Here is a 26,595-nt window from a genome sequence, read left to right as displayed (position 1 = left end):
CGATAAAGTTAATGCGGTTTTGCGAGCAGTAATCCACCCGCGCCGGGGAAAGCCGATTCAAATAAGCAACACCGGCAAACTATTGACTGGCGTGAGAGTCCGTCTTTCAACGCCAGAAAGGGTCTCCATTCGGTGGACCGTTTTTACTTCCAGAGTAAAATGTGTTTTCTGCCCATATGAGGTAGTCAGTGTGGCGCTTCCATCAGTACCGCCCTCCCCTTCAGTAAGTTCATAATCTAATCTGATGCCGTAGGGCATATTTTCGGCAGCTTTTGTGACAAGTCGTTGAGGCTTCATTTGTTCACGCCTGATGTTTGTTCACGAATCATGAACAAAAAGGTTTTTATGCAACTCTGTATTGGTGTGGTTCAGGCATGATGAGGATATAGCCCCTGAGGCTGAGGCGGCCACAGCTGTGCTGATTTGTTACGACGTAGACACTGGCGGCGCGGCGCCAGGCCCTGCTTACTGAAAAAATGGAGCAGGATTTCGGGATGGGGTTACCAGGTTAAACAAAAAATTATTACCCATTTTTGTTCCAAAGCCTTACCCGCTGTTTCTGTGAATAAATCTGGGCACAGGTCAGCATTCATATTGGATGATTATGTGTTAAGTATGAATGGTTAAACATGAAATATGAAACATTAAGTTTGAAGTGTGAAGTGTGAAGTGTGAAACCGCACCTGATATTGATTTATCGTTTCTTATAACTTATTAGATATGAACTCATATTTATTACGTTAGAGGTGGCAGGAACCGTCAAGAGTGAGTTGTGAGTTAATACTTAACACTTAAAAAGGAGTAAATATTACTTATTATTCTCACTCCCCCCTTTCTAAAGGGCCAGCAGTTCAGTCTGGAGCTGCCATATCAATGCACCTGAAATTTATGTTAATTCATCATTCATTAACAACGCCTAATAAGTAATAGTTATGCATTCATAAGTATGAAATAATACCCTACGCGGCCATTGTATTGATCAGCTATCCTCTGTTCTTGAAAAGTGAACTCACCCCCACACAGTTCCTGTATTAAGTCATTTCACCGCGATGACTCCTAATCCGCCATGTCTCAACCTTGCGCCCAAAAAAACTCATCATTTAAACTTTATGAGGCATGAGGTGTGAGGTGTGAGGTGTGAGGTATTATTTTCATACTTCATACATATTATTTAATAATCGGAATCATTTGAAGATTAAAGGGAGCCTGGCCTTTCAGAAATAGCATACTTAACATTTCATACTTATTATTTATTAGCGTAAAATCAGGTTACAACTTCAACAACAAACGCAGTTTCGAGGGACCAAACTTCATAGGGTAATGAGCGATTAAAAACAGATTTTTGCATAGTTACTAAGTAATACTTATTACATCATAAGTAGGGTAGTGAATGGCAGACCTTATGAAACAAATTTCAGAATTTTAAAATAAAAACAGAGAGTTACCACAACGATAAAGCTGTGTTGGTCGGTAACTTCAGGTGGGGGAGGGGAGTTGTAGAATGGTGGGAAATTTTAAAAGAGCTAATTTTACCTGCAAACCTGGCAGTGGCAGCATCATACATAACTGCCCATGCCATTAAGATATCAAACCTTTTTTAGGTAGGCTTCCAATGCGTCGCGAATGATTGCGCTGACGCTTTTTGGGGCTACACCGATACGCTTATTATGGAGAGCAAGATCTTCAATCTCGCGCAACGTATTCTGAGGTATTGAGATGGTTGTCCTGGTCAGGATTTCCTGAGCCGGTTCCACAACCTTTTCGTCACCGTAGGGGCGGTCAGCCAGTCTGTTAGCCAGCGCGTCAGCCTCAGCTTCCGTAACAACACGACGATTTGAAAAAGGGGGTTTTTTTAGAGCCATTAAAATACCTCATTCATCAATGCCAGCACTTCTGCCTTGGCTTTTTCATTAGTTGTTTCCAGTACAGATTTACCTTCGGACATCACATCGCGGTAAACCTTTCGGTAACATGCGGTGGCAGTCAAAGGAATGAGCCCTTCAAACTCGCGAACATATTCAAGAAACTCATGTCGTTCATTGCCCTGCAACAGCGGGTTCGTGGTTGCCATACTTTGATAGCAGTACGCCTTAAGCTCGGGATTGAGATCTCGCATACTTTCCAGCTGCTGCTGCAATTCAACCATAGTATCAAGATCTAACTGTGAGCATTGATGTGGGGCGATAATCTGATGTGCGACCGTGCCTCCGGTGATTAGCTCACGGCTATTGCGACCAGCAACATCAACGATGACATGAGCAAATTTTTCATCAAGGCTTCTTAGCGTTTGAGAAATGTTATCTCGTTTTTCAATCAGGGTAATGGATGGGCTAATTCCCGCAGCTTCACGTTCTGCATACCACCTTGAAGCTGAACGCTGAACGTCAGCATCGACGAGACATACATCTTCGCCACGAAGGGCCAGGCCTACAGCCAGATTAATAGCAGTAGTGGTTTTGGCTGCCCCACCTTTATTGCATCCAATAATCGTGATCATTTGTCACCTGTGATATCGAAAATAGCATTTCCTAAATAATAACGCATAAAAGCTAAATGTGAAGTAATATTAACTAATTAATATTTATGAAGTAATACTTTTTCACTTTAACAAATCTAGCGCTCATTAAAAGTGACAACGTAACTCAAAATAATCTCAGGTTAATTATTTAAAAACAAATACTTATAATATTTTCAATCCTCAGTCATAACAAGCGGGATTAGAATTCATGAATAAAAGCCCGCCACTTATGATGACAGTGGCGCCTGCGCATCCGGTCAGTTTTGGGAAGCCTTCTTATTCTGGTTGAAACGGGGGTTCATCAGCTTCGGCGATCCGGCCGGCAGATATCACGTACTGTGGCCAAGGAGTTTTGAGGGAGAACAGACTGGGTTGCGGCAGTAATTGCACTTGCCGCGGCGGTCGCCCTGTTCAGGTTTAAATTCAAAGTGACACACGTCATTGCCGGCTGTGCCAGATATAGTCAGACCGGCAACTAAAAATAGCTAAAGTAGAATTCTGCGGTTTGCAACGCAGACAGCAGGATTGACCGGTTGCAATGCCATTCCTGCGCGCAGTTGAGGCTACGATTCTACTGCCATTGTTAGCGTTTAAACCTGATTATTCCAAAGGAACCAGCTGCATCGGCTTGCCTCCCAGTTTCGGAGCAAGTTTTTGCTGCACTGCGACAACTGACGCAAGTGGGCGCCATGCCACAGTCATGTTGTCAATAAAGCCCATATCGTCTAAATGCATGTGGTCCATGCCGTCAATAATATGGTCACCAAACTTAATGGTGAACACTGCAACAAAGTCTGCTCCGTCACGCAAAAGGAGCTTCAGCTCAAAGTCATCGATGGTCTCAAGAAGCCGGGAAACTATCTGAAAAACAAGTTCTTTTCCTTCAAATGGAACAGGAACAATTGGGCTGCGAAGTATGACATTATCCGCCATATAGGCCTCGAGCCCTTCAACGTGACGCTTGCCCATAGCGTTGAGATACGCATCGAGATGCTCAGTGGTGACCATGAAAAAATTCTCCTCATTAGTAAATTTCAGCCAGTGCCTGGTAAGAGACCAGGCACCTTTCAGGTTCATCCTAACGCCATTGATCGTGCGTCATTAAGCGGGGTAAAGTTCATTTCAGATATGACAAAAATGTCAGTAATGAAATTTTCGGGAGGAGATTGTGGATAGTTTCAGCGCACTGGGAGGGCTGGAGGTGTTTGTTCAAACAGCGAGGACACGGAGCTTTGCCGAAGCGGGGCGAAACCTTGGCATTTCTGCGTCCGCAGTCAGTAAAAGTATTTCCCGGCTTGAAGAGCGTGTTGGCGTGCGGCTTTTCCAGCGCAGCACACGTAGCGTCCGCCTTACCTCAGAAGGAGAGATGTTCCTCGAAAGGTGCGGACGCATTTTTGGTGAAATCCAGGCAGCGGAAGATGAACTCAGCGCAATGACACAACACCCACGCGGACGACTAAGGGTGGGTCTGGCACTTTCAGCAGGGTTGCCGCTGCCCGTCCTCTCAGCATTCATGGCGCGCTATCCCGAGATTGAACTCGATCTGGATTTCACCGATCGACTTGTTGATGTGGTCGATGAAGGATTTGATGTGGTAATTCGGGGGAACTCGCTTCGCGATTCACGTCTGGTATCCCGCCCGCTGGGACCCTATCGAGCCTGCCTTGTCGCCGCACCGTCATATTTGAAAGAAAAAGGTATCCCCACAAAACCGGACGATCTTTTGAATCATGCATGCCTGCATTATCGTTGGACGCCCACTGGCAAAATATACCAGTGGCCACTCGAACACACCGCCGGTACAGCAGCAATATCATCGCTGCCCTTGTCGATGGTATGCAATAGCCTGGACGCGTTGCTTTATATGACTCTTGCCGGGCGCGGGATCGCATGTGTGCCCGATTTCTCTGTCAGAACTCCGGTCGCTGAAGGACGCCTGAAAACCTTGCTGGATGCCTACGTAACGGATGCTAATACTATTCATATAATGTGGCCCAGCAACCGAAAAATGACGGCAAAGGTGCGCGCCTTCGTAGACTTTATGCACGCCAATTTCTGCGATTATTTGGTCACTCCGATGAATGACCCAAAGCGGAAGAGTGAGCATTCTTCCATCTGAAACCTGACTTTCCATCTGTACAATCTCCGCGTAAAGGTCGGAATTCTGTTTCTGAAGGGGTGTAGATTATCGGGGGTAGGGTCATTCCTCAGCCAGCTAAGCAGACCTCAGAAAAGTGGTCTTAAAAGTACCACGGTAAAAGTGACACTGTCTCAAACCTCTTCCAAGACACTTTAATCAGCTAAAAACTCAGACATTAATAATATCCACTATAGAGAGCATTAACCACTAGAGTGAGCATAAGAATTTACACGGAATTTGAAAACACTGTAGTGAGAAGCAACCACTGCAGAGAGTAACATCCACTAAAGTGAGTAAAACCACTATGGAGAGCATTAACCACTGGAAAGAGTAAATAGAGGTGAAGTGGAAAATGTAAGCAAGTACTAACCTAACTATCATAAGGGGCTTCAGGTTAGTAACTACTAGGGGGGTTAGGGTAAAACACGCAAACAACCACTAGAGCGAGTAAAGATTACTAACCGCAGTGGTTGGTAGATTTCATAATCGCTGAGTTTGCTGATTGCAGTGGTTGCGCTTCTCACTACAGTGGTTAATTTGCTTACCACAGTGGTTATGAAAAAAGCCTGCTGATAACACAACAGGCTTCGGGTCAGAGGGATAACGAAGGTATCGATACTATTTCTTTGCCTGTCGAAGTTGTTCAAGCAACTCAAGTTCTTCTTTCGTCAGCATTACCATCTCACGCGGCGCGCCAGGATCGACATCTTTCTCGGCAGGGATATCAATAATATGTTCATCGTCCAGGACATCATAGACATCATCGCCTATACCGGTCGGGATCTGAGCTGGTCGTAATTTTGGCCGCCTATAGTGGATACAGAAATACACGGCTTTACCGCGTTTGACCTCCGTATAGTCGAGATAGCCAATAGCCTTAAGTTGTTCCATTGCCTTACGAACAGTAGCGTTCTGAGTGATCGCTCGTGATGTCAGATTAAGGCGGGCACGCAGGCGCGACATGGATATGGGAGCGGGATCTGTCGGCAGGCTTTCAATAAAGGTATAGAGAGCCTGCGCCGACTCCTTGCGAGATAGTTCGTTGATTGCCCTGAGCTGAAGAAGAACTTTCTTATCGAATTGATACAACTCAAAAATCTTCGGATCCGCCTGTAACTCGACGACATCCTTTTTCGGGCTATATTTTGCTGACTGAACAAGGTGAGTAACATAATAGTCCCCCTCCTTATTGGAAAACGACAACGTGTTGGTTGCGATACGTTCCAGAGAGGCTTCCAAACGCGCCCTGAGCTTCGCTGAGGAGCGCGCGGAAGGAATGCCACATAATTTAGCGAACTCAACGAAAGGCAGGTATACAGAGTCTCCCAGGACCTTATGCTTGGCAAAGGCATGAATGATCCCGACCCATGTCTTGAAATCATTATCCATATCAAGCCGGGCACCGGTGATCTTAATGTTTTCATATCCTTCAGACTTGACGATCGAAAGTTGCTTGAGCTCCGAAGTGACATCCATGGAATTCATCTGACCTTTACGGCCCCGGGCAGTCGATTTCAACGTGGGTACAAATAAGCCCAACCGCATAAGTGCTACAGGCTGAACCGTGTTATTGCTGTTAGGAACCAGAGTAACAAGTTCACCTGTTCGCTTATCCGTTTCTGCGAAAGCTTTCGCTATCTCTATGTTTTTTGGCTCATTTCCAGACATTATCTGCTCTCACAATGAATGTGCATAAGAGTCTCTCTGTACACGATACAGTGGATACTAACACTCACTATAGCGGTTTTACTACCACACATAGTGGTTAATTTGCTTTTTATAGTGGTTGTTTTACTCCCTATAGCGGTTAACGATCTTCATTTTACCCATATAGCGCAAGGCCTCCAGAGGTGCGGGGATCTCTTTGGTTCTTTTAGGTTCTATTTGGATCTTATTATTGGATCGAACAAGAGGATAACTTTAAAAACAGAAGGTTAAATTTTCCGATAAGGATCCAAAATGACCATTGCAGCTCCGTATCTGGCAGGTGCATAAATTGTATATATCATGACAAGTCTTCGGACAGCCGGAAGACTTGTCATTTATTTTTCAGATAATTATCTCATTCCTTAGGGGATAACATTATGCACAGTACTGATGATGGTTTACTCACTCTAGTGGTTTTTAGTCACTCACCAGCGAAGTTAACTTGCTGTTCATAGTGGTTACTAAGCTCTCTATAGCGGTTAGTTTACTCCTTATAGTGGTTTCTTATGTCGATCAATCCCTTATAGCGCAAGGCTTGTAGCGAAGCGGGGATCTCTTTTGATCTATTAGATGATCTCTATAGGATCTTATTATTGGATCTGGCCTGTGGAAAAGTGGATAAAAAAGAAAGTGAGTTAAAATTTAACGGGAGGAGGAGGGCGGCTCATCTTCAGATAATCAGGTGTCTGACCTTAAGCTATGATGCGCACTGCTGATCTGGAAGCAGTGCGCATCGTTGGCAATGATGTACCTGTCAGAGGTGAGGCATAAATTCGGCCAGCCGGTGTTTTTGTTTTCTTCGTTCGTCAAGATTAGAGGGACTTAACCAAAGCTCCATAGCCTGTCTGATGCCATCCCATTCAGAGTCGATGATAGAATACCAGCGGACATCACGGCTGTGCCCCTTTGAAACCTGTGTTTGTCTGAGAGTACCTTCATAGGTAAATCCGAGTCTTTCTGCCGCACTGATCGCTGCCTCATGCAGGCTGTCACATTTCCATCCACACCGGCGATACCGTAATGTTTCCAGTACATAATAGAGCAATAGGAATATGGCCTCAGTACTGCAAAAGGTGCGTTTCATCAGCGGTGACCAGTTAATCCAGCCTATCTCTACAGAACCGTTATCAGGATCCATTCGCTGTAGCGCAAGAAATCCAACAGCTTTACCTGTAGATATATTGATTACTGCGTAAAAAATGGGATCCTTGCTTGCGGCAAGAGAAGCGATGTAGTAATCGCACTGTTTGATAGTGACGGGGCGTTTAATATGAAAGTACGTCCAGTCACGCTCATCATCAATACTGTGCCAGGCATCGAATAAGTCCCGGCTATGCTTAACGTCAATTGGCTCAAGATAGCAATATTTTCCTCTGAGGATAACTTTTTGAGGAAGCGCATGTGGCTGCCAGTCGGGTAATTCTTTACCCAATGTCTGACCATAAATATTTAATTCAGTCATAATAAATTTTACCTGTGTTGTTAAAATTAGTATATTGGGCCAGCACTGTGATTTTGTTTTTCTCCTGCACTATTATTCAATCCCTGATGCTCGCATATCGTAATTAAAATACTTATCGGTAAAAAAATAATTTATTTTAGTGCTGAATTTATGTTTACTCTAAAATATACACTAAGCCGTTGATTTATATTAGTTTAAATTAAAAGAGTATTTCTTTGTTTTATTAAAAATATGATTAAGATCACATGTTTATCTTAGTGCGATGAATAGCGGGACGCTGTAAAATGGCGCCATGATTCTTTATTGTTAGAATTAATACTGCATTGTATTATTTCATTCCATAATATAATGACAGCTTTTTATTCGGTATAACCGATACTACTGAATTTTGGATGAACTCATGCCAATTCATCGGCAGAGTTGAAGATAATTCATTTTACTGTATTCATTGACTCACGGAGCAGTAACGGGCTGTCAACTTTGATTATATCGCGATGGGATTTACCCTCTATAATGTGAAGTGCGCTGAGCCTGCCAATTTCATAATGGGGTAATTGTACCGTTGACAACGACGGCAGGAACAAATCACCGATCCCCACCATATTATCGTAACCTATAACTGCCACATCTTCGGGGATCCTCAGGCCTTGCGCCAGGAGCGTCTGGTACACCATAAACGCGATACGATCGTTACCGCAAATCACCGAATCGAATAAGGGTTTTTTCTGATGAATATGTGCCTGCACAACCGCTGGAATATCCCGATAATGCTCATCACCATATTCCATGTAATAGTGGTCGAGTGTCTCAGGAGCCAGCCCTGCCTCCATACATGCTTGTTCCAGACCTTTGCGGCGTCTGACAGTGGCAAGATGTGTTGCAGGCAAATGTAAGCAGAGCGGGCGACGATAGCCTGCAGACAAAAGTGCACGTACCGCTGCATATTGTCCATGTTCGTCATCCGGAATATAACTCGCTACCTGCTGATGCAGGCTTTCGCAATTGGCGAGCACACAGGGAAGGTTTAACAACTTCTCGGGTAGCGGCACCTGTCGCAATCCCATTGTTGTATAGATAATGCCATCCGGTCGGTGTGAGAGAAGCAAATCAACGATATTTTCCGGGCTGTCATCAGAAAACATGTTAACCACAAAGCTGTTCCAGCCATGCGCACGTGCTGTTTCTTCAATGGAGAGTGTGATTTCCACTGAAAAGGGGGTGGTGACGGTATCAAGTGCCAGCACACCGATGGTTTTTGCAATCGCGTGAGCGCCACGTATTTTTTTGGCCGATAAATCGGGCACGTAATTCGTCGCATCGATAGCAGATTGTACGCGTGACAAGGTCTCAGGCTTTAGACGTTCCGGGGAGTTTAGTGCCCTGGAAACCGTCATCAGTGATACATTCGCCAGTTTTGCCACATCTTTCAGGGACGCCATTCTTTTTGCTCCTGCCTGCTCATTACGCCACAGGTTATAAAACTAACTTGCTGATGTAAAAGGATCATACGTGATTTTGGTGTCCGGGTGTGGATTGCAGTGAATAAGAAAAGTTGATCATGATCTCATACTGCTTATGTTAACGTTAACTTTTGTGATTAACATCTAGAATTACAGCAAAACGGCATGCGCCTTATTTTATGTTAACGTTATCATTTGCGCTCCACCTCAGCATGAGATTGCCATGATGAAAACCCGTCATTCTCAAAGTTATCTGATACTCAGCGCTTTATTGTTCTTTTTCTTTGTAACCTGGTCCTCTACAGGCTCACTGCTCTCGATTTGGCTACATCAGGAAGTCGGTCTGAAAGCAGGGGATACCGGGATAATTTTTTCAGTGGTGTCTTTTTCCACTCTGTTTGTGCAAATTTGTTATGGTTTTATTCAGGATAAGCTGGGGCTGCGTAAGAATTTGCTCTGGTTTATCACGGCATTATTAATTTTTTCCGGTCCGGCCTATCTGCTTTTTGGCCATCTACTGAAAATTAACGTCTTTCTGGGCAGTTTTTTTGGCGGCATCTATATCGGTCTGACTTTCAATGGCGGTATTGGTGTCCTTGAGTCTTACACCGAGCGTGTCGCCCGTCAGAGCCAGTTTGAATTCGGAAAAGCAAGGATGTGGGGGTCGCTGGGTTGGGCTGTGGCAACCTTTTTCGCCGGGTTATTGTTTAATATTAACCCGAAATTAAATTTCGCGGTTGCCAGCTGTTCTGGTCTGGTCTTCTTCATACTTTTGATGCGCTTACGCGTCTCTTCTGCGCCTCATGCAATGCAGGAAGCCGTGGCAGGGGGAAAAGTCACGCTTGAGGATGCATTACGCCTGCTGACCCTGCCGCGTTTCTGGGCGCTGGTATTCTTTGTGGTCGGCACCTGTATTTACGGCGTCTACGATCAACAGTTCCCGGTCTATTTTTCCTCACAGTTCCCGACGCAACATGAAGGGAATGCGATGTACGGCTATCTTAATTCGTTTCAGGTATTCCTGGAGGCCGCAGGCATGTTCTGTGCACCATGGCTGGTAAATCGTCTAGGTGCTAAAAATGGTCTGATTTTCGCCGGCATGGTGATGGCGATGCGCATGGTCGCTTCCGGATTAGTGGAAGGCCCTCTGCTTATCTCTATCACCAAGCTGCTGCATGCGGTTGAACTCCCGATACTGCTTATCTCTATCTTCAAATACAACAGCCTTAACTTCGATAAACGTCTCTCATCCACGCTCTATCTGGTGGGTTTTGCCTGTACGGGATCCGTAATTGCCACCGTATTGTCACCCCTCGCTGGCTACAGCTACGAAAAATATGGATTTGCTCAGTCCTATCTGTTCATGGGGTTAATGGTGTTCTGCATCACCTTTATTTCTATTTTCCTGTTGCGTTCCGGTAAACCCTCAATGGATCCGCAGATACCACAACTTTCTACTATCTGAATGAAAAGAGAGAAAACGATGACCTATACAATTGCTCATGCTGAACAGGAACTTCAGGCTAAGCGCGAGATGCTAAACCTGCGCTGGTATCCGCGCTATCACCTTGCTGCAAGGGCTGGCTGGATTAACGATCCTAATGGCCTGATCTGGTTTGATGGCTGGTATCACGCCTTTTATCAGCATCATCCTTATTCCACTCAGTGGGGGCCGATGCACTGGGGGCATGCGCGGAGTAAAGATTTGCTTCACTGGGAGCACTTACCCGTTGCCCTGGCTCCGGAAGGACCGGAAGACAAAGACGGGTGTTTTTCTGGTTCGGCGGTGGTGGATGGCGATACCCTGGCGCTGATTTACACCGGACATAAATTTCACGGCGACGCCGGTAACGACGAGAACCTTTATCAGGTGCAGTGTCTGGCAACCAGTCGCGATGGTATTCACTTTAAACGTGAGGGGATCATTATCGATACCCCGCCGGACTTGCATCATTTCCGCGACCCTAAGGTCTGGCGCGAAGGGGATAGCTGGTACATGGTCGTCGGTGCGCGCGTTGGCGATACCGGGCAAATACGATTGTATCGTTCAGCCGATTTGCGTCAGTGGCAGGATGAAGGGATCCTGGATGAGGCGCAAGCCGGTATGGGCTTTATGTGGGAGTGCCCTGATTTCTTTACCCTTAATGGCAAACGTGTCCTGATGTTTTCTCCGCAGGGGATGGCCGCGCAGGGCTTTGAGAACCGCAATCTGTTCCAGAGCGGTTATCTGGTGGGAGACTGGCAGCCCGGAGAGCCGTTTGTCCGCACAGGGGAATTCGTCGAAATGGATCACGGACACGATTTCTATGCCCCGCAGAGTTTCCTGACACCGGATGGCCGCCGCATCGTGATTGGCTGGCTGGATATGTGGGAGTCGCCGATGCCGGAGCAACAGGACGGCTGGTCCGGGATGTTGTCTCTTCCGCGTGAGCTGAGTCTTACTGAAGACAATCGTCTGCAGATGCGCCCCTCGAAAGAGGTGGAAGCGCTGCGTCAGGCCTGGTTCCCGTGGCCTGTCAGTACCTTGAAAAACCAGCAGACACTCATGGCAAACAAAGGGGAGGCCATGGAAGTCGTGCTTTACTGGGATTGCGCAAGCAGTGATGCGGAACAGTATGGACTCAGCCTGGGAGAAGGTCTGCGTGTTTATGTTGATACGCAGATGCAGCGACTGGTGCTTGAGCGCCGCTATCCGCAGTACGGATTATGTGGCACGCGCAGTGTACCGTTGGTGCCCGGCGCTCCTCTGGCTTTACGTATGTTTATTGACAGCTCTTCGGTCGAGGTATTCGTTAATGACGGCGAGGCATGCCTCAGTAGCCGAATATATCCGGATGCCGATCGCCGCGAATTAAGTTTATTTGCCTGGCATGGAACAGCGACATTATCAGATGCCGGAGCCTGGCAGCTGGAATAAGCCCTGCCCAGTGTCGCAAATAACCCGTCTTTGATGATGGGCGGGTTATTACTGCGTTTATCTTCGGGCTGTATTTATACAAAAATGACACATTAATATAAATAATAAGAAGGTCTTTTCCGATGAATAAAATCTGGGTCGGATGTATTTTGACGTCTGTATGTACCTCGGTAGCCCATGCACAGGGTACGCTTTCCCTCGAACAACGGCTGGAACAAATGGAGCAGCGGCTGAAAGTCACGGAGCAGCGCGCGGCGGGTGCGGAGGCTGAAATTCGCGCCCTCAGGCAGGAGAAGCAATTGTCCCACGTAGTAAACAATACTCCCGCGGCTCCTGCGACTCCCGCGCTTCAGCTCACCGGGAATGGTGATATTAAATTTTATGGAGACGTTGAATTTAATATGGATGGTGCCAGCCGCACGGGCAGCCTGACGTCGATAAAAACCAGCACAAATAAAAACTGGGCGCCGGGAAATAAAGAGCGCTGGGATATGAATGGCCGTATTCTCCTGGGGTTTGATGGTCTGCGAAATGGGGTTAATGGAAAATATGCCGGATTCAGCGTTCAGCCGTTGGCTGATATCAACGGAAAAATGAACCTCGACGATGCGGCATTTTTCTTTGGTCAGCAGGATGACTGGAAAATTAAAATTGGTCGCTTCGAGGCCTGGGATATGTTCCCGCTGAATCAGGATACGTTCATTGAATATTCCGGTAATACCGCTAACGATCTCTACAGTGACGGTTACGGTTACATCTATATGATGAAAGAGGGTCGCGGGCGCAGCAGCAGCGGTGGCAATTTCCTGCTCAGTAAGACACTTGATAACTGGTATTTCGAACTCAACACGCTTATAGAAGATGGCAGTTCGCTATTTGTCGACAATAACTATCACGGCAATGCGTTAGATAACCGTAAAAATGTGGTTTATGCCCGCCCGGTTATTGCCTGGCAATCCGGCGAGTGGTCAGTCGCCGCCGCGGTCGAAAGCAACCTGGTGAATAATGCCTACGGATATCAGAATACGCAGGGTGTTTGGGTTGACCAGTCGAACCGGACCGGTTACGGAATGACGATGAGCTGGAACACGCTTAAAACTGATGCAGAAAACGGTGCGGTCGTTAACCTGAGCACGGCTTATCTCGACGCAGCTGACGAAAAAGATTTCAGCGCAGGCATCAATGCCTTATGGCACAGGGTGGAAGTGGGTTACATCTACGCGCACAACAATATCGACAAGTTCAATATGGCCGGGGTAGCCGGTGACTGCGACAACGACTGTGCGATTCTGGCGCCGGGTAAGTATGACATTCATACCCTTCATACTTCATGGCACCTGCCTGATATCATGGATATGCCTAACTTCAATATTTACCTGGGGGCTTATGCCTCCTGGCTTGAATCACCGACGATTAAAACGGGTAATACGGATGACCGTTATGGTGCACGCGTGCGCTTTAAATACCTTTTCTAAACACCGGTTGCCGTAAAAACCTGGCGCTGGAAATTGGCATGAGCGCATCACTAAAGGATATCGAAGTATGACGTTGAATATAGAAAAACAAAAAATGATCGCCGGCGAACTCTATGAGAGCGGTGATGCATTACTCATTAGCGAGCGCAGGCGCGCACGCCAGCTTTTACATGGTTACAACCATTCATCACCAGATGATGAAGAACTGCGTAAACAGTGGCTTAACGAGTTGTTAGGAAGTCATCAGGGCGCGTATATCGAGCCGACTTTCCGCTGTGATTACGGTTATAACATCCATGTAGGAAAAAATTTCTACGCCAATTTTGACTGCGTGATCCTTGACGTATGCGAGGTGCGTATTGGTGATAACTGCATGCTGGCACCAGGAGTGCACATTTATACCGCTACCCATCCGCTTGATGCACAGCTGCGCATAAGCGGGAAAGAACTCGGCAAACCGGTGACGATTGGTAATAACGTGTGGATCGGTGGACGTGCGGTGATCAACCCAGGTGTCACCCTGGGTGATAATGTGGTGGTGGCTTCCGGCGCGGTCGTGACAAAAGACGTGCCGTTTAACTGCGTCGTGGGGGGGAATCCGGCCCGTATCATTAAGCGGCTTTAGACACCGGTGCCGCAGTCGGTGGAAAAGGGGGGATAAATAATTTAGCCGTTTTGACGCGTTACACCACGGTCAAAACCTAATTGTGTCACGCTGATCCCCCCTTGTTGCAAAATGGCGGCTTCTGTTTCAGGAGCATCCGGTAAGTTTTGCCTTTTCAGGGAGAGCCAGAAGTACTCAAGATCGCGGGGGTCGCGATGCGAAATAACATCAATATCGTGCAGATATCCCTTTCCCTGACGGGTAAAGGTAAATGCTGGTAAGTCCGGGTTAATGGCAACGGGAAAATTGATGTTAAGACATCCGGCTTTAAAAGTTTCATTCTTCCAGAGCGCTTCGATAGTGGCAGCGCCCCGGGTTTCTGCGACTGTCCAGGGAACACTATTGCGGTCCGTAAAAGCCTGGCTGAGGGCAAAGGACGTCACCCCCATCAGCATGCCGGTCATTGCAGCGCCAATGGTGCCGGAAAAAACGGTCTCGGTTCCCAGATTGGCCCCTCTGTTAACCCCTGAAAGCAGCAACGTTGGCTTTTTATCTTTCATCAGATGACCGAGCGCTAACGCTACACAATCTCCGGGTGTCCCGGTCACAGCGTATCGTTGTGCTCCTCTCTCACTCAGACGTAACGGACTGTGAAGGCTGAGTGAATGTGACGTGCCACTCTGATCGTGGACGGGAGCCACTATCCAGACATCGTGAGAAAGTTGGTGAGCAATTTTCTCCAGAACGGCCATACCGGGAGCATCGATACCATCATCATTGGTTAATAATATTCTCTCGCATAGCATACTTTGTTGAGGCATAGATTCTCCTTAAACGGGATAAGCTAAGTTGTATAAACGTGGGGATTACGTATGAAAACCGGTAACAAGTTTGCCAAACTGGTTATTTCAACGTGTAGACCAAAGTACCGTATCCGAGCTGGTCGTAACCTCCGCTGTTAGGCCCATAATCTCCACCACCGCCCTCGGGACTGGCTTTTTTTGCAAAAGCTTCGACGTAAGGGGACGTTATCCCTTTCAGCACAACATAATGATTATAAAAAAGCGCCCAGATTGGCCTCATCTGTCCGCGTGATTTGTCGGAAATGACGGGCTGGGTAACATCACTATTGGTATACGGGGTGTAGGGCACATCATGCATTAGGTTATACTTTGCAACGTATTCGGCGCCAAGCAAAGCCCGGTTATGGTCGTAACCGTATAAATCGTCTCCCTGATTCCAGGCCATTTGGCAGAACGCACCAAGCAAAGCGACATCCAGTAATGAGTGAGCCTGATCGCGGCCGCTTTCCTGGACTTGTCCGAGAGAAGAACCGTAGAGTTTCCACACCAGATGCTCAACCGAACCATTACCCTGACCGTATTTAAAATACGTCATCGCCTCATTGTAAATATCACGGCGATCCGTGAGTACGCCGATAGCTAACATGGAGTCCATATTAGCCAGATCCCAGTTGGCCCAATAGTGATCAATTTTCGCCCCGTTATGATGGTTGAGGAAATCCTGATTCATAGGATAGAAGACGCTCAGCATCATAGTTTGGAAATCATGAAAATCTGTTGGCTTCCAGAGGACAGAACTGCGCAGTATCTCTGCCGCATTTGCAAACTGATAACCATACAGGCCTGAGGCCAGATACCGGTCAGATCCTCCCCTAATCGCCGTAAGTGTCGTCGTCCATGCGTTTAAAATACCGATAGCCTTGCGGGCATAGGCATCGTCGCCGGAGATTTTCCAACGTAATGCCAGTGCGTAAGCCGCGGCAGCGTCGTTGAATAAGGTGCCGTAATTCTCAGTATGAATGCCGTCCTTTCCTCGATAGATTACGGCCTGTGGATTAGCGTGCCAGCCAAGGGATGCATGTTTATTTTCCAATAACCTCTGCCAGCCATCCCTATAGGGCTGAGCGCCTTGTGTCACTTTGGTATGCATCCGTATAAAATCTTTCTGGGTATGCAGAAGTCCCGGGTGGATAAATGGCGTAACCGCTTCTGCCCGGGCGCTGGTTATGGGTGCAATAATCAATACCCCGGTTAACATCAGGCATGAAAAATAAGGGAGGTGCCTGTCCCGTGCTGCATGATTTTTATAAAACGTCATTGTAAATTCTCCCTTTATCTTTTAATAAACGTATGGGCGTATATTCCATTATTTGATGAAGCTGTGTGGTTGGTTTTTATTCCATTGCAAAGATATCTGTAGCAAGCAGAAGCGTCACTGATTTTATTGTAAATAAATATCATTAAACCTGGCTTTAATATAGCTGTTTCACCGATAAGTTAGGTGTCTAATATGTAGTATGCTTCATATATTTTTGTGTTGTGTTAACGGTACATTGTGTTTTCCTTGACGAAATATTGATTCTCTTCGGTGAGTATTGCATGGCATTTTTTATTCACCTCGGGAACAGACTCATGAAATCTTATAAAATGGCCTTGAAAAAGGTAGAGTACAAGCTGAAGTTAGTCCGTACATTTTTTATCAGTGATTTACGTTACCGGATGCGAAAGCATCAACAAGAGTTTCGCAGAGTGCCTGATTTTGAAAATCCACAAAGCCTGAATGAGAAGATAAATAACAGAATGATCTTCGAAAGAGACCCTTTCTTTACTATGCTGGCGGATAAAATTGCAGTCCGGGAGTACGTGAAAACGAAAATTGGAGACGATTATCTCGTCCCGCTTTTAGGGGTCTTTGAGAGGGCTGAACTTATTGATTTATCTCATCTTCCTGAGCGGTTTGTATTGAAATGTAGTCATGACAGTGGCAGCGCGATTATCTGCAAAAATAAACATCAGTTCGATGAGCGGGCAGCAAAGAAAAAGCTTAATGATCATCTTAATCGGAATATGTATTATGTCACGCGTGAATGGCACTACAAGGATATCAAGCCTTATATAATCTGTGAAAAATTTATCGATGTCTTCGGGGGGAAACCCTTACATCTTATTCCTGAAGTCTATCGAGTTCATTGTTTTTCAGGTAAAGCACATATTACCGAAGCTGATTTTACTGATGCCATGAATAATGAGTATGTCAATGTTTATGACCCGCACTGGAAAATTCTTCCGCTCACCATGGGTTACAATAACTCCCCGCATGAAATCGCTGAACCTGTTCTTTATCGCCACATGATCGGCCTTGCGGAAAAGCTGGCGGAAGGTATCGCTTATTGCCGGGTGGATTTTATTGCCGATGCAAGCCAGATTTATTTTAGTGAGATAACCCTCACGCCATGCAACGGAAGGATACAGATATCCCCCGTGCACTGGGATTATTTTCTGGGGGAGTTGTGGGTGTGATTTTTCAGTTTAATTATGCAGGATTATATTTTTGCTTAGAAAAAACCCAGGGCATGTCTGAAATATCCTGAGAATGAGGGCGGCGATAATATCAAAAATACGCAATAGTAGGCGAAAATATAAAACAAAATGATCAAAACCAGCATGGCGATATCTCCTTTCATCCGGGTCGCCTTTAGTATAGGAGAGTAGAAAGATTGACGTATGAAAAGTCGCCGTTTAGGACGACTTTTCATACGTTCATGTTCAGTCCATCAGAAGGTATAAAGCACACCAAAATTGTAAGTTGTACCACCGCGCTTAACCACAATCGGGCTGTTACCCGCTTTGTCGTCCAGCCAGGTGTAATCGGCACTGACAACGCCGCCCCAGTGCGACGTGAACTGATGACTCCAGGTCAGGCTGCTGTCTACGCCATAGAACCCCCCGGCGGACTGATAAGGTGCGAAATTAGTGCGGTCGCTTTGTTCGCGGCTCACGCCATAAAAGGTGTTCATATAGCGCCGGTCGCCAAAGAGCGCCGCCGACTGAAGCGCGACAGTGTCGGTGTCGTTTTGTACCGGCAGTACCGTGACGGAAGTCTGATAATGTACACCTTGCCCGTCTGTCAGTGGCAGAGTGGCTTTGCCTTCAAAAGACAACCACGGTGTTGCTGACCAACCCACTGCGAGCGCGGTATTCATGGTCGCATCGATATTTCCCATGCCTTTGAGTTTATTCGAGCCATCCCGCCAGGTGGAATTTCTGTCTGTCCGCCCCAGGCTATATCCCAGCGTATGCTCCAGATACAGGCCGTTATCCGCCTGCAGGTCATAACCCACACCTTTCAGCGAATCGAAGAAAAAGGCGCCATCGCGCGCCTGAATGACCGGCGCAACCAGCCAGTGGCGCTGATCGGAACCGCTGTAGCGCGGCGCGCTTTGTGCGCCCATGCCGACGGTAAAGGTTGGCGCAGGCGGAGTGTTGTCGGCCATTGCCTGCAGCACTGTGGCGGACAGGCTGAAACAGGTCATCTGCAGCATTAGTTTTCTGGATATCATTGTGATTCCTCATCACCCAAACATATGGTTCGTAGCGGATTGCAGCCGCGTCTGAAACCCGAAGTATGAAGAGGCCGTGTCAATAAACTGTCGGGGAATTATGAAGAAACCGTCAAGACGGCCCCTGTGCAGACAAAGCGGATCCTGATTGTGGAGAATGACGCCGATGTGACGGACATTTCCGGGGCGCATTTAAACGCTGCACATGTGCTGTCGCTGTGCCGGTCAGCAATCTTGCAAAAAAGTGTTCATCTTGACGGTTCCTTGATGAAATATTACGGGAATCTGGACAGTGATTGGATTGAATAGCGATATCTCAATTCAGGAAGACTGTCATGGCTGTTACCTTCACCGATTATGCGCGGCATGCTGTTCGCCATTTATCCGCCTCCGGCCGGATACTTCCCTTCATTCCTGCTGCCTGTCTGGCCATTATTGTTATGGTGCTGATAGGTTGTGGTGACAAAACCCATAAACAAACTCCCCCGGTCAGGCCGGTACGGGCAATTCTCGCACCGTCCCCGGTCGCGGTGGGTTCTCTGATTCAAACGGGTGAAATACGCGCCCATGAAGAGGTTACGCTCGGGTTCCGGCTGGACGGGCGCATTCTGACGCGGCAGGCCGAGGTGGGAGATCGTGTGATCGCAGGTCAGGTTCTCGCCACACAAGAAAGCGATACCAGCCGCAACCAGCTCAGCAGTGCGCAGGCCGATCTGAACAGTGCCCGCGCGGCAGAGCAGGTGGCCTCGCTCAATCTCAGGCGTATGCAGTTACTGATGCCTTCGGGGGCTATTGCCCGATCGCAGCTTGATAGTGCCCAGGCTGACTGGCAGGCTGCCCGCGCGAAGCGTCAGAGCAGTGAAGATGCGCTCAAAAATGCGCAGGAAAATGTGTCCTGGACAAAACTCATTGCTCCGGCTGACGGAGTGGTGACACAGGTCAGCGCGTCGGCAGGACAAGTGGTCAGTGCCGGACAGTCTGTGATCACCCTGGCCAGTGGCAGCATTCGCGATGCCGTATTTGATGTGGCTGATCCTCAGTCTGTTCCTCAGCAAGCTGACAGCCTGTTTAATGTATCGCTACTTTCGGCCCCTTCCGTAGTGGCCCAGGGGCATTTCCGCGACGTCAGCCCGCAGGCCGATCCGCAAACCCGTACCTGGCGTCTGCGCATCACCCTGGATAACCCGCCACCGGCCATGGCACTCGGTGCCAGTGTTCAACTTACACTTAACGCGTCAGGTCCGCTTTTGATAGCACTGCCTGCCTCTGCGTTGACCCGTACCGGGAATAAACCGGCCGTTTTTGTTGTGGATGAGAAAACACAGTTGTTGCATTTAAGGCCAGTCGTTATCGGGTGTTACAGTACCTCTGAAATATTTATATCTGCCGGTATCCGCTCTGGCGAAAGGGTGGTCATTGCGGGTGTCAGTAAACTTCGAGACGGTGAAAAAGTTATCCCCGGGGAGGACAGCGAATGAAAATGTCTTCCCCGGTCGGGGCTTTCAACCTTTCAGCCTGGGCGCTGAATCATCAGTCGCTGATCGCCTTTTTTATGTTGCTGTTAATGGCGGCGGGTATCATCAGCTATGAGCAACTCCCCCGGAATGAAGACCCGGCGTTTACCATTAAAACTGCCGTGGTGTCTGCGAGCTGGCCGGGTGCAAGCGTGGAGGACACGGTTAATCTGGTCACCGATACGCTGGAGAAAAAACTGCAAGAAACGCCTTATCTTGACTTTGTCCAAAGTGAAACCCATGCAGGGCAATCAGTTATTTTTGTGAACCTTCGCGATGACACGCCCCCTTCAGAAGTCGCGGGTATCTGGTATCAGGTGCGTAAAAAGATGCAGGATATTGCGCCGTCACTGCCAGCGGGTGTGCAGGGCCCGGCGGTGAATGACGAATTTGATGACACATTTGGCACCATTTATGGCTTTACTGCAGAAGGTTTCACGCCGCGTGAGCTTCGTGACAGGGTCGATGATATCAGCCGCAGTCTGATGTCGTTGCCGGATATGGGGAAGATCAATCTGCTGGGTGTGCAGGAGGAGAATATTGTCCTCGCATTCTCACCGGCGCAGCTGGCGGGAATGGGACTGGATTTGCAACAAATCACCGATGCGCTGAAGGCGCAAAATGCGGTTGAACCTTCAGGCGTCTTGCGAAGCGATCGTGAAAACATTGCCTTGCGGGTGAGCGGCGCACTGACATCAGAGCAAAGTTTACGTGCCGTGACGCTGCATATTGCTGGGCGCTACATTCCGCTGACGGATATCGCGACCATTAGCCGCCAGGATGCCGAGCCTCCGTCACCGGCATTCCGGGTCAACGGTCAGCCTGCTATCGGTCTTGCCATATCCATGGCTTCTACCGGCAATATGCTTTCTTTCGGCAAGGCGCTCAATGACCGGATGGCTGCTATTGGCGCGCAGCTCCCGCATGGTATTGAAATGGTTAAAGTCGCGGATCAGTCGACAGTGGTTTCGCAGGCTGTGAGCGGATTTATCCGTGTATTAATTGAGGCTGTGGTCATTGTGCTGGCAGTGTCCTTCGTCTCATTAGGCACCCGTGCCGGGCTGGTGGTGGCTGCGGCGATCCCCATCGTGCTGGCGATGACGTTTATCGGCATGATGCTGGCGGGCATAGGCTTACAACGTATTTCACTGGGGGCGTTAATCATTGCCCTGGGGTTGCTGGTGGATGATGCCATGATCACCGTCGAGGCAATGGTATCCCGCATTGAGGCCGGTGATTCTAAATGGCGGGCAGCAACTTACGCATTCGAAACTACGGCTTTCCCGATGCTGACCGGCACGCTGGTGATGATAGCGGGCTTTATTCCGGTCGGATTTGCCGCCTCAAGTGCGGGAGAGTATTGCTATTCTCTCTTCGCCGTGGTGCTGATCGCACTTTTATGTTCGTGGGTAGTGGCCATCCTTTTTTCACCGCTGATCGGGACCTGGCTGCTACCTGAAAAACTGACATCACACGCGGAAAAACAGGGCAGACTGATGCGTTTCTATCAGCGTCTGCTCAATCAGGTTCTGCAAAAACGTGTGGCGACTCTCAGTATTGCCTGCCTTTTGTTAGGGCTTGCCGCTTATGCGACCACGTTTATGCAGGGCGAGTTTTTCCCTGCGTCTGATCGCCCGGAACTGCTGGTCAGCCTTACGCTTCCTGGCAACGCTTCTCAAAGCGACACCGCACGGCAAGCCGGGCGGCTGGAGCATGCCTTGAAAGACAATCCGAACATAGACCATTTTTCTACGTATGTGGGGTCAGGCGCGGTGCGCTTTTACCTGCCTATGGATGTGCTACTGGATGATGAAAACACAGCACAGCTGGTTGTTGTCGCTAAAAGCCTTGAGGACAGGGATAAATTACGTGCGCAATTGGAAACAGTTTTAGCCCGGGATTTCAGCGATATCACGACGCGTGTTTCGCCGCTGGAACTGGGGCCACCGGTAGGCTGGCCGGTAAAATATCGTATCAGCGGACCGGATTACGCGAAGGTCAGACAGATTGCGCAGCATCTCGCCAGTGTGCTCGGAAACAGTCCCGAGACCCGTGAAGTTAACCTGACCGCCGGTGAACCTGAGCGGGTCATCACTTTGCAGGTGAATCAGACCGCAGCACGCGCAGCGGGCGTTTCCTCCGAAAGTCTCGCCACATTGCTTAATACCGTCTGGTCAGGCAGCGTTGTCACCACCGTCAGGGATAAAAACCGGCTGATTGATGTTGTTCTGCGGGCAAATAAGCGTGAACGTCAGGATTTGACCACGCTGTCCGGGCTGATGATCACGACGGCAAACGGGCAGAAAATCCCCCTCAGTCAGGTGGCGACACCTGTCTGGGGCATTGATGACCCGGTTATCTGGCGTCGTCAGCGCCTGCCGTTTATCACTGTACAAACTGATTTAGCCGCAGGGCTGCGTGCAGAGACTGTTTCTCAGCAACTTGCCCCTTTGGTGTCACGCATCAGGGCAACTTTACCGCCGGAATATACGATAGAGGAGGGTGGTGTGGTGGCAGAGTCGGACAAAGGCAACAGCTCGGTATTCGCGGTACTGCCGGTCACACTGTTTGTTATGCTGATCTTACTCATGATCCAGCTTCAGCGATTCTCCCGTATGCTTCTCGCGTTGTTCATGGCCCCATTCGGGCTGATTGGCATTGTGTTGGCAATGTTGCCGACAGGTACGCCGATGGGATTTGTCGCCTTACTCGGTATCATCGCTTTAGCAGGCATGATTATCCGCAACGCGGTGATCCTGATCAGCGAAGTGGACAATAACGTCAGGGAGGGTCTTGACCGCGATGAAGCCATCAAAGCGGCGGCACAACACCGCTCCCGGCCTATATTACTCACGGCTTGTGCTGCAATACTGGGAATGATCCCGATCGCTGAGCAGGTTTTCTGGGGACCTATGGCCTATGCGATTATCGGCGGTCTCATCGTTGCCACTTTCGTCACGCTTACTGTTTTACCCGCTTCGCTGAGTATTATTATGCAGTTTGAAAAGAATCATGTTAATGCAAAGTTAAACTAAGCTGATGAACTTCAGTCACGTAACAGTAGCACTCACTGTCGTACAGAGAAGGAGCCAGCCTGCGAGGTCTGGCTGTAACCTGTTCACGATAATGTTAGTTCTGTGCAATGCTCAGGCAGGTGAAACGTGATTCAAAAGAATCTTATGAATAGCTGGAAAAACGTTGAGTCAATGGAGAGTATTCCGCAGTCTGTTTCAAAGAAATTAATTAGAAGGTTGTAATAAAGGGAGGGCCTCAATAACTACAATACCGGAGGGATGGGTATAAAGTTAAATGCTAATTTTAATCGATACGATTACCTATATTAATACCGCGGATAACAAACAAAGCCCGCGGAAAGTACCGCGGGCCCGGGTGGGACAAAATATAGCCCTACATGATTAAGTACTAATCATTATCATGGCTATGCTGTCCACCCTTTTTGCCGGCTTCACTTGCACGTTCGCGGTCATTAGCGAAGTTACCCCCGCTTTTTTGCCCGCCTTTTTTACCGGCTTCTGATGCTTTCTCATGGTCTTCTGCAAAATTACCTGATCCACCACGATGTTCGGCCATAATATCCTCCTATCGGATTAGTACAGTTTTTTAGAGTAAGAGCATCCTGATATGAATATACAGGATGTTTTACCTGAAGAGCATGTGCTCACGTTCAATAATAATAGGGTTTTTCTGGCTGTCAAAATTTTTATTTATATTTAATGGGAGGTGAGTGGGATGTGTCATAATATACAATCGCAACCCGCTATTCTTTAGGCGGTTTACGGAATCTGCTGTGGTTGGATATTATAATTTTGTTTAGGAAAAATCCTAAACCTATATATTAACAATTAAAACAACTATTATTAATAACTCACATAAAAAACATGACGAGGCAATTATGGCTATTACGACATTGAAAGATCTATTTATTCATGATTTATCTGACGTTTATAGTGCTGAGCGCCAAATTACCAAGGCCTTACCGAAGATGGCACGGGCGGCGACCAATCCCAAACTGGTAGAAGCCTTTAAACTCCATCTTGAAGAAACACAAGGCCAAATTGAACGGCTGGATCAGGTCGTGGAATTAAGTGATGATCTGCGCATTAAACGCATGAAATGTCATGCCCTGGAAGGCCTTGTGGCTGAAGCGCAGGAATTGATCGACTCAGTTGAAAAAGGTGAGGTTCTGGATGCCGGTCTGATCGGTGCCGCGCAAAAAGTTGAACACTATGAAATTGCCACATACGGCACTCTGGTCGCAATGGCCAAAAAATTAGGTTATACCGACGTTGCTAAATTACTTCATGAAACGTTGGAAGAAGAAAAAAGAACCGATGAGAAACTGACCCTTCTGGCGGAGTCCGATCAGGCTTCAAAAGGCTAACTTCCGTTGGGTTGCGATCGTCCGGATGATTGTTTTATTCCTCTGTTTATAAGGAGTTTGTTATGGCCACTTCAGAAGCGTATGAGAATTACATTGACTGGGTGAGGGATGCTCACGCCATGGAACAACAAGCCGAAACGATGTTATCAAAAATGGCGGATCGGTTAGAACACTACCCGGTTCTTCAGCAAAGAATTAAGCAGCATATTACCGAAACGCAGGGGCAACAGCGACTGGTTGAGGGCGTTTTAAACAACCTTGATACCTCGCGCTCCGTGCTGAAGGATACCGCCGGTAAAATGACGGCGATGGGTCAGGCCTTTGGCGGTATGTTTGCCAGTGACGAAGTCATAAAAGGCGGGATCAGCGGTTACGTATTTGAACATTTTGAAATTGCCTCATACAGTTCTCTTATCGCTGCTGCTGAGCATGTGGGCGATCTGGAAGGTGCCCGCGTTTTTCGGGAGATTAAAATTCAGGAAGAAGAAATGGCTCAATGGTTAGCCGAACATATGCCTGAACTGACGAAACAATTTTTGTCCCGTGAAGAAGACCCGGACGCAGAAGCGAAACGCTGATACTGAGCACGCATTTTACGTTCATGAGCCCCGGCATCGGGGCTCTACGCGTTTAATAAAATGATGAATCCGCCAATCTCAGGCTGTTCCCGTCATATCCCGTTATAAAAGTGCAGCCAGCTTTTCAAGAGCGAAAATGGAGGCCTGCAGGAGAACCGCTTCACTGTCGCCGTCAAAATGTCTCACTTCTTGTCGTTGTTTACCTGGCCCGAGATACCAGCCAAACCAAACGGTGCCGGCAGGTGTCCCGTCTTCTCCCCCTTCCGGACCCGCATAGCCACTGACAGAAAGCCCGGTGTCCGTGCCAGCCATTTCGCTGGCACCTTTTGCCATCTCTTTTACGGTCTGAGCACTGACGGCGGTAAATTTAGCCAGCGTGTCTGTACTGACATGAAGCAGTTGATTTTTCGCCCTATCATCGTAGGTAATAAAACCGCTCGCATAGGGTACGCCGCCCTCGGAAGCCGCGCATAATGCCATCCCTACCATACCGGCTGTGCAGGATTCGGCACTTGCCAGTGTAAGGTCTCTGTCCTTGAGTACATGAACCACCTTTTGCGCCGCGTTTAATAATTGCTCATCCATTCCTGTTCTCCTTCTCTTGCTCAAGCTACGAAGAGGATTCACACCTGTTGCCCGCCAATTTTTCCACTAATTTTGTAAGATGTTCTATCTTGTCATGAAGCTGCGCAATTTCTAAATCTGCTTTTACATTCACGTCAGATTCGATTTCCTTACGGATTTGATCGTTCTTCTCCTGGCGTTTTTGATTCATCATAATCGCGGGGGCGGTATAAGCTGACTGGAAAGACAGAAAAAGATTAAGCAGGATAAAAGGGTAGGGATCAAAAGCTGATTTCTTAATAAATACATTATAGCTTGTCCAACCCAGAATTATACCCGTTTGTATAAGGATAAATTTCCAGGTTGCAATAGCACCGGTGATTCTTTCGGCAAGTTTTTCACCGAAATTACCTGGCTTCCTGCATTCTTCCGGATCGTTTATTAATGTCGCATGCTCCTCCTGACTTTTTTTTCGAAGTTGTTGCAAGTGTTCTCTGTCTTTGGGGTCCATGATTTCAGCCATATCATCATCCTCTCTGAATTAAGGCATAAAGTTACTTTATTATACATTTCCGATGGGTAAGGTATATCAAACGGTTTTTTCTAAAAGCTGTACATGAAACTTTTTTGTATAATTTCCGCACTACCTTCTGTGTGCCTGTCTATTTAATAAACAATTTAGTATGCTTAAATATAAAATAATGAGCATAACGCGATATTACATCGATAAGATTTTTCTTATTTAAGATAAGCGGTTAAATACGAAAAATACATAAATTTAAGTATTTACCAGCCTCAACGAAGAGAATAAAAACAGCTTGAATTTTTTACAACTGACGGATTGCTGTCATTATTAAAATTTACTGAAATGAATCATATACAAGAAAGCAG

General features: G+C 47.5%; 23 protein-coding genes. 10 read left to right on the top strand and 13 right to left on the bottom strand.

Annotation, left to right across the window (positions count from 1 at the left end; genetic code table 11):
* Positions 1-57: 57 nt before the first annotated feature.
* From ETV65_RS23255 to ETV65_RS23240, 4 genes are all read right to left on the bottom strand, one after another.
* Complete coding sequence (locus ETV65_RS23255; RefSeq protein WP_129955456.1) at positions 58-297, bottom strand: hypothetical protein; 240 nt, start codon at positions 295-297, stop codon at positions 58-60.
* 1,289 nt (positions 298-1,586) lie between these two features.
* The gene (locus ETV65_RS23250) at positions 1,587-1,862 is read right to left on the bottom strand and encodes a ribbon-helix-helix protein, CopG family (protein WP_014333818.1); all 276 of its coding nucleotides are present in this window, start codon (positions 1,860-1,862) and stop codon (positions 1,587-1,589) included.
* Positions 1,862-2,497 (bottom strand): AAA family ATPase, encoded by a 636-nt coding sequence (locus ETV65_RS23245; RefSeq protein ID WP_129955455.1) that lies wholly within the window; start codon positions 2,495-2,497, stop codon positions 1,862-1,864. The genes ETV65_RS23250 and ETV65_RS23245 overlap by 1 nt, the downstream gene beginning before the upstream one ends.
* A 621-nt stretch (positions 2,498-3,118) precedes the next feature.
* Positions 3,119-3,595: a nuclear transport factor 2 family protein gene (locus ETV65_RS23240; RefSeq protein ID WP_240782871.1), complete on the bottom strand. Its 477-nt coding sequence runs from the start codon at positions 3,593-3,595 to the stop codon at positions 3,119-3,121.
* 91 nt (positions 3,596-3,686) lie between these two features.
* Between ETV65_RS23240 and ETV65_RS23235 the strand changes: the two genes are divergently transcribed.
* Positions 3,687-4,637: a LysR family transcriptional regulator gene (locus ETV65_RS23235; RefSeq protein WP_129955454.1), complete on the top strand. Its 951-nt coding sequence runs from the start codon at positions 3,687-3,689 to the stop codon at positions 4,635-4,637.
* Between the two features lie 639 nt (positions 4,638-5,276).
* Here ETV65_RS23235 and ETV65_RS23230 read toward each other — a convergent pair.
* The 3 genes from ETV65_RS23230 to ETV65_RS23220 all read right to left on the bottom strand — a co-directional run bounded on the left by ETV65_RS23230 (position 5,277) and on the right by ETV65_RS23220 (position 9,266).
* On the bottom strand, positions 5,277-6,326 hold the full coding sequence (locus ETV65_RS23230; protein ID WP_129955453.1) for a RepB family plasmid replication initiator protein: 1,050 nt from the start codon (positions 6,324-6,326) through the stop codon (positions 5,277-5,279).
* A gap of 793 nt (positions 6,327-7,119) precedes the next feature.
* A complete protein-coding gene (locus ETV65_RS23225; RefSeq protein ID WP_129955452.1) occupies positions 7,120-7,827 on the bottom strand; it encodes a GNAT family protein in 708 nt (235 codons plus the stop codon).
* Between the two features lie 431 nt (positions 7,828-8,258).
* Positions 8,259-9,266, bottom strand: a complete 1,008-nt coding sequence (locus tag ETV65_RS23220; protein WP_129955451.1) for a LacI family DNA-binding transcriptional regulator — start codon at positions 9,264-9,266, stop codon at positions 8,259-8,261.
* 244 nt (positions 9,267-9,510) lie between these two features.
* Here ETV65_RS23220 and ETV65_RS23215 point away from each other — a divergent pair, with 244 nt between their 5' ends.
* The 4 genes from ETV65_RS23215 to maa all read left to right on the top strand — a co-directional run bounded on the left by ETV65_RS23215 (position 9,511) and on the right by maa (position 14,304).
* Positions 9,511-10,752, top strand: a complete 1,242-nt coding sequence (locus tag ETV65_RS23215) for an MFS transporter (RefSeq protein ID WP_014333826.1) — start codon at positions 9,511-9,513, stop codon at positions 10,750-10,752.
* A gap of 18 nt (positions 10,753-10,770) precedes the next feature.
* Positions 10,771-12,204, top strand: a complete 1,434-nt coding sequence (locus ETV65_RS23210) for a glycoside hydrolase family 32 protein (RefSeq protein ID WP_129955450.1) — start codon at positions 10,771-10,773, stop codon at positions 12,202-12,204.
* 122 nt (positions 12,205-12,326) lie between these two features.
* A complete protein-coding gene (locus tag ETV65_RS23205; protein ID WP_129955449.1) occupies positions 12,327-13,679 on the top strand; it encodes a carbohydrate porin in 1,353 nt (450 codons plus the stop codon).
* A gap of 73 nt (positions 13,680-13,752) precedes the next feature.
* Positions 13,753-14,304 carry a maltose O-acetyltransferase gene (gene maa / locus ETV65_RS23200; protein ID WP_205951629.1) on the top strand — a complete coding sequence of 184 codons (552 nt, stop codon included), beginning with the start codon at positions 13,753-13,755 and terminating at the stop codon, positions 14,302-14,304.
* 41 nt (positions 14,305-14,345) lie between these two features.
* Here maa and surE read toward each other — a convergent pair whose 3' ends face one another.
* Both surE and ETV65_RS23190 read right to left on the bottom strand, forming a co-directional pair.
* Positions 14,346-15,104, bottom strand: a complete 759-nt coding sequence (gene surE / locus ETV65_RS23195; RefSeq protein WP_129955447.1) for a 5'/3'-nucleotidase SurE — start codon at positions 15,102-15,104, stop codon at positions 14,346-14,348.
* Between the two features lie 82 nt (positions 15,105-15,186).
* Positions 15,187-16,404, bottom strand: a complete 1,218-nt coding sequence (locus ETV65_RS23190; protein WP_205951626.1) for an alginate lyase family protein — start codon at positions 16,402-16,404, stop codon at positions 15,187-15,189.
* Positions 16,405-16,718: 314 nt separating this feature from the next.
* Here ETV65_RS23190 and ETV65_RS23185 point away from each other — a divergent pair, with 314 nt between their 5' ends.
* On the top strand, positions 16,719-17,606 hold the full coding sequence (locus tag ETV65_RS23185) for an ATP-grasp fold amidoligase family protein (RefSeq protein ID WP_129955446.1): 888 nt from the start codon (positions 16,719-16,721) through the stop codon (positions 17,604-17,606).
* 254 nt (positions 17,607-17,860) lie between these two features.
* Here ETV65_RS23185 and ETV65_RS23180 read toward each other — a convergent pair whose 3' ends face one another.
* Positions 17,861-18,646 carry a MipA/OmpV family protein gene (locus tag ETV65_RS23180; protein ID WP_129955445.1) on the bottom strand — a complete coding sequence of 262 codons (786 nt, stop codon included), beginning with the start codon at positions 18,644-18,646 and terminating at the stop codon, positions 17,861-17,863.
* Between the two features lie 335 nt (positions 18,647-18,981).
* On the opposite strand from ETV65_RS23180, the gene ETV65_RS23170 reads away from it, so the two are divergent.
* The gene (locus tag ETV65_RS23170; RefSeq protein WP_129955441.1) at positions 18,982-20,124 is read left to right on the top strand and encodes an efflux RND transporter periplasmic adaptor subunit; all 1,143 of its coding nucleotides are present in this window, start codon (positions 18,982-18,984) and stop codon (positions 20,122-20,124) included.
* On the top strand, positions 20,121-23,195 hold the full coding sequence (locus tag ETV65_RS23165) for an efflux RND transporter permease subunit (RefSeq protein WP_129955439.1): 3,075 nt from the start codon (positions 20,121-20,123) through the stop codon (positions 23,193-23,195). Before ETV65_RS23170 ends, ETV65_RS23165 begins: the two co-directional genes overlap by 4 nt.
* Before the next feature lie 388 nt (positions 23,196-23,583).
* Here the strand turns inward: ETV65_RS23165 and ETV65_RS23160 are convergent, their stop codons facing one another.
* Entirely contained in the window at positions 23,584-23,751 is a 168-nt protein-coding gene (locus ETV65_RS23160) for a general stress protein (RefSeq protein WP_014333835.1), read from the bottom strand.
* Positions 23,752-24,073: 322 nt separating this feature from the next.
* On the opposite strand from ETV65_RS23160, the gene ETV65_RS23155 reads away from it, so the two are divergent.
* On the top strand, positions 24,074-24,562 hold the full coding sequence (locus ETV65_RS23155) for a ferritin-like domain-containing protein (protein ID WP_129955437.1): 489 nt from the start codon (positions 24,074-24,076) through the stop codon (positions 24,560-24,562).
* A 62-nt stretch (positions 24,563-24,624) separates the two neighbouring features.
* Entirely contained in the window at positions 24,625-25,140 is a 516-nt protein-coding gene (locus ETV65_RS23150; RefSeq protein ID WP_129955435.1) for a DUF892 family protein, read from the top strand.
* A 102-nt stretch (positions 25,141-25,242) separates the two neighbouring features.
* On the opposite strand, the gene ETV65_RS23145 is transcribed toward ETV65_RS23150, so the two are convergent.
* Positions 25,243-25,725, bottom strand: coding sequence for a CinA family protein (locus ETV65_RS23145; protein ID WP_129955433.1), 483 nt, complete (start codon positions 25,723-25,725; stop codon positions 25,243-25,245).
* 25 nt (positions 25,726-25,750) lie between these two features.
* Positions 25,751-26,227, bottom strand: a complete 477-nt coding sequence (locus tag ETV65_RS23140; protein WP_129955431.1) for a DUF1003 domain-containing protein — start codon at positions 26,225-26,227, stop codon at positions 25,751-25,753.
* Between the last annotated feature and the right edge of the window lie 368 nt (positions 26,228-26,595).

The sequence above is a fragment of the Rahnella sp. RFA10(1/100) genome, assembly GCF_004195115.1.
GTDB classification, from domain to species: Bacteria; Pseudomonadota; Gammaproteobacteria; order Enterobacterales; family Enterobacteriaceae; genus Rahnella; species Rahnella perminowiae.
Note: the sequence above shows the minus strand (reverse complement) of the source record. Positions and strands in the feature narration are given on the sequence as shown.